The following is a 3319-nucleotide window of genomic DNA, read 5'->3' on the forward strand; positions in this document are numbered from 1 at the left end:
ATCGTGTGCGACGCCGAGGACCGCTGCCGCCAGTTCCCACTGCCCGGCATGCGCGACGGGATCGCGCAAATGATCGCCGACGAGAATTCCGATCTCATGCGGTTCCTCGGCGATCCGAAGTCCAGGGCCTATCTCCGGTGAAGCGAATCGCGGTCTTCGTCGCGACCACCGGCGGGCCGGCGCGGATCGAACGCATCACGCGCGAACGCGCCGCCCAGTCCGTGGTCTGCCTGAAGCGGACCTCGACGGTGCTGCCGATCAGCGGCGCCTATGACGATTTCGTTCGCCCGGGCAGCGGCGTGATCGAGCGCGAGTTCGGCCCGTTCGACGAGGGCGCGTTCCGCCTCGACGTTTCGGCGCCGATCGGCGCCGGCGAAAGCTGGCAGCTCGGTTTTTTCGTCGCCCACGCGGTCGCGGCATCCGATGCCCGTCTCGCCGGCCCGGACGACGATCCGGATGTGGTCATCTGGCTCACCGGCCGGGTGGATTACGACCTCAATGTCGGCTCGGTCGGACATCTGGCCGAGAAGTTGCACTCATCGCGGGAAGATTTCGCGCGCTGGGCGGCAGGAGGGCAGACGGCATTCCTGTTCATGCATGAAGGCCCCGACCGGGAGGCCGTCGCGGCAGCCGGCCTGCCCGACGGAATCCGCGTAGTGCCCATCCGCGCTGCGCGTGAGGCCTTGAAAGCAATCGGCATCGCGGCGGCCAGCAATACGGCCGCAATACCCCCCCGCGCGCGGGACACTTCAGCATCCTCCAATCCGCGTATCCACCCCCGCTTCGCATGGATTTCCGCCGGTGCCGTTGTCGTCATCGCTGCCGCGGTTGCGCTCACGGACAATTCCTGGCGGTCGTTGTTCGTCGCTCCCACGGCCGACCGCGCCGCATCCGCAAGGTCCGATCCTCCGGCTCAGGCCATGCCTATCGTCGAGACGACAACGCCGGCACCGGTTGCGGTAAAACAAATTGAGCAACCGCCTATGGCGAGCGCTCCCACCGTGACCATCCTCGAACGTCGGCCGCCGGCGGGAAAGACCTGCGCCGACGTGCAGTTCGGCGGCATCGAAGCCGTTACGAGTCCGGTGCCGGTCGCGGACGGCGAGGCCCGCCCGAGCGCGGGCGCGGGCCTTTGCGGGCTCGCCATCGAAGTCGACAACGGTCCGCGCGAGCGATTCGCCTATGTCGCCATCGACATGGTTTCCGGGCGCATGCTGTCCGGCACCATCAAGCCTTCGGAGTTCGAGGGAGCCGCGGCGTTCTCCGGCCGCCGCGCCTGGCCACTCGACCTGCCGCGCCGTCTCCCCGAACCTTTCGAGTACCGGTTGTTTGTCGTCGCCGGAGCACAGGCCATTGGCGATGACGCCCACCGGCTCGGCGGCGGAGCGGGCCGCGACGCGGCTCTGGCGGCGCTATCCGGGCAAGGGTTTTCCGTCGCCACCGTGCGGCATCGCGTGGCGCCGTGAAGCGAGCGCTCGCACGAGACCGGAAGAAACGAAGCGGCACCCGTCCCCTCGTCTGAACGAGGGCAAGACGGGCGCCGATCCTGGCTGAGGCCCGCAAAGGCCGCAACCTGCTCATCATGGCCGGCCCTGGACGCACACTGGCGCGCCCGCGCCGTCCGTGAACGGCGCGGCTCAGGCATCGGTGCGTACTGGCGACACGGAACCCGTTGTTGTTGTTCCGATTGTCGGTGGTGTTCCTGTTGCGGTTGGCCGAGCGGAGGTTCCTCGGATTGTTGTTCCAGGAACCGCCGCGCAGGACGCGCTGGCCACAAGGGGCCGGCCAGGCTTCCCCTCGGGGCCGTCGCGGCCATCGGGGAAGAAGGTCCCGGAAGCGGGATCGAACATCCCGCCGCGGAACAGGGATCGGCGCAAGCGCCAAGTGTCGGCGTGATCGGCGTGGGCGATCCAGGCGCCGATCCGACAACGAATGTCGCCGATGGCGACGGTGCCGGCGCGCCAGCGGTCGCGCATGCCTCGCAGCCGGTTCCGGAATCTCCGCACGTTTTCCTCCGGCAGGCGCCGCCGCCCGTCGGGCAGCAGCACGTAGCCGAGGAACTCCGCCGGAGCGGCGGTCGGCGCGATCCGGGTCTTGCATGGGTGCAGCGTCAGCCGTCGGCCGGTCAGATAGCGGGCGATGCGCTCCCGCCAGCATTCCAAAACGGCTGGGTCGTCGTGAAACAGCGCGAAATCGTCGACATAGCGCACGTATCCCTTGGCTCCCAGGACCTCCTTCACGAAATGATCGAGGCCGTCCAAATAGACGTTCGCAAAGAACTGGCTGGTGAGGTTGCCGATGGGGAGTCCTCGACGGCGCTCGTAAGGCGTGAACAGTTCGTCGCCGGGATAATGGATATGCACCGGTTCTTGCGGGTTGGAAGCGTCGATGGTGGTTCCCAGCAGCCGAAGAGTCCTGCCGCAGGCGATGCGGCGGCGAAGGTCCGATTTCAGGATTTCATGGTCGATGGCGGGGAAGTAGCGGCGGATGTCGCAGCGGAGTACATGGGCGAACCGGTCCCGGAATTTCTCGTAACGCGCTACCGCCCGATGCGTTCCCTTGCCGCCGCGATTGGCGTAACTGTCGAAAATGAAGCCGCGGTCGAAGATCGGCTCGATCACGGCGCATAGCGCATGATGCACGACCCGGTCGCGGAACGGCGCCGCCGACACCATGCGCGGCTTGGGATCGCGAACGTGGATCACCGTGTAGCGGCCCGGCCGGTAAGTGCCGTCGTTCAGTTGGCGCTCCAGGCGCAGGACTTCCCGCTCCAGGTTGGCCATGAACGCGGCGGCGCCGGGCTTGCGTCTCTTGCCCCGGACGGCGCGGTCGGCCGCCGCCGTCAAGGCGGGAAAACCGGCGATGCGGTCGAATAGATCGTCATGTTTGCGCGGCATCGTGGGCTTTCCGCCAACCGCCGATCAGGCGGCCGATGTCGTCCAGCGCCCGGGCCGCGTGCTCGTAACGTCGCGGGTCGAGATAACGCAGGTCCTTGGCCATGCGAAAGAAGAAGCGCAGTTTCTCGACGCCGAGATTGGCCGCCGCCAGCATGGCCGTTCGCTGCCGGGTATAGGTGGCCTCGACCAGCCGCTCCAGCGCGTCCAACGCCGCCGTTTGAATGCGATCGCCCAACAGGAACTTCTGGCTGCGCGGAAATTTCTCCACGGTCGGGATTATCCACAGGACGAAACGATACATCGCTTCCAGCGCCGGACCGGTGGCGCGCGGGTTGTCGGCGGCCATGCTTTTCTCCTATCAACAAATCCGCCGGGGGCTTCGCCCCCAGACCCCCTTAAGAGGTAAAGATCTAAAGACCCAT

The 3319-nt window shown here is 66.9% G+C and carries 3 protein-coding genes; all 3 read right to left on the reverse strand.

Features of this window, described 5'->3' with window-relative positions; translation table 11 throughout:
* Positions 1-1227 precede the first annotated feature (1227 nt).
* From FJ311_16080 to avd, 3 genes are read right to left on the reverse strand one after another with little or no spacing between them, the layout of a single operon-like run.
* Positions 1228-2157, reverse strand: a complete 930-nt coding sequence (locus FJ311_16080) for a hypothetical protein (protein ID MBM3952953.1) — start codon at positions 2155-2157, stop codon at positions 1228-1230.
* Positions 1638-2897 carry an RNA-directed DNA polymerase gene (locus tag FJ311_16085; protein ID MBM3952954.1) on the reverse strand — a complete coding sequence of 420 codons (1260 nt, stop codon included), beginning with the start codon at positions 2895-2897 and terminating at the stop codon, positions 1638-1640. The genes FJ311_16080 and FJ311_16085 overlap by 520 nt, the downstream gene beginning before the upstream one ends.
* The gene (gene avd / locus FJ311_16090) at positions 2881-3243 is read right to left on the reverse strand and encodes a diversity-generating retroelement protein Avd (GenBank protein ID MBM3952955.1); all 363 of its coding nucleotides are present in this window, start codon (positions 3241-3243) and stop codon (positions 2881-2883) included. Before avd ends, FJ311_16085 begins: the two co-directional genes overlap by 17 nt.
* Positions 3244-3319 lie beyond the last annotated feature (76 nt).

Source organism: Rhodospirillales bacterium, from assembly GCA_016872535.1.
Classification (GTDB): Bacteria; Pseudomonadota; Alphaproteobacteria; order Rhodospirillales; family 2-12-FULL-67-15; genus 2-12-FULL-67-15.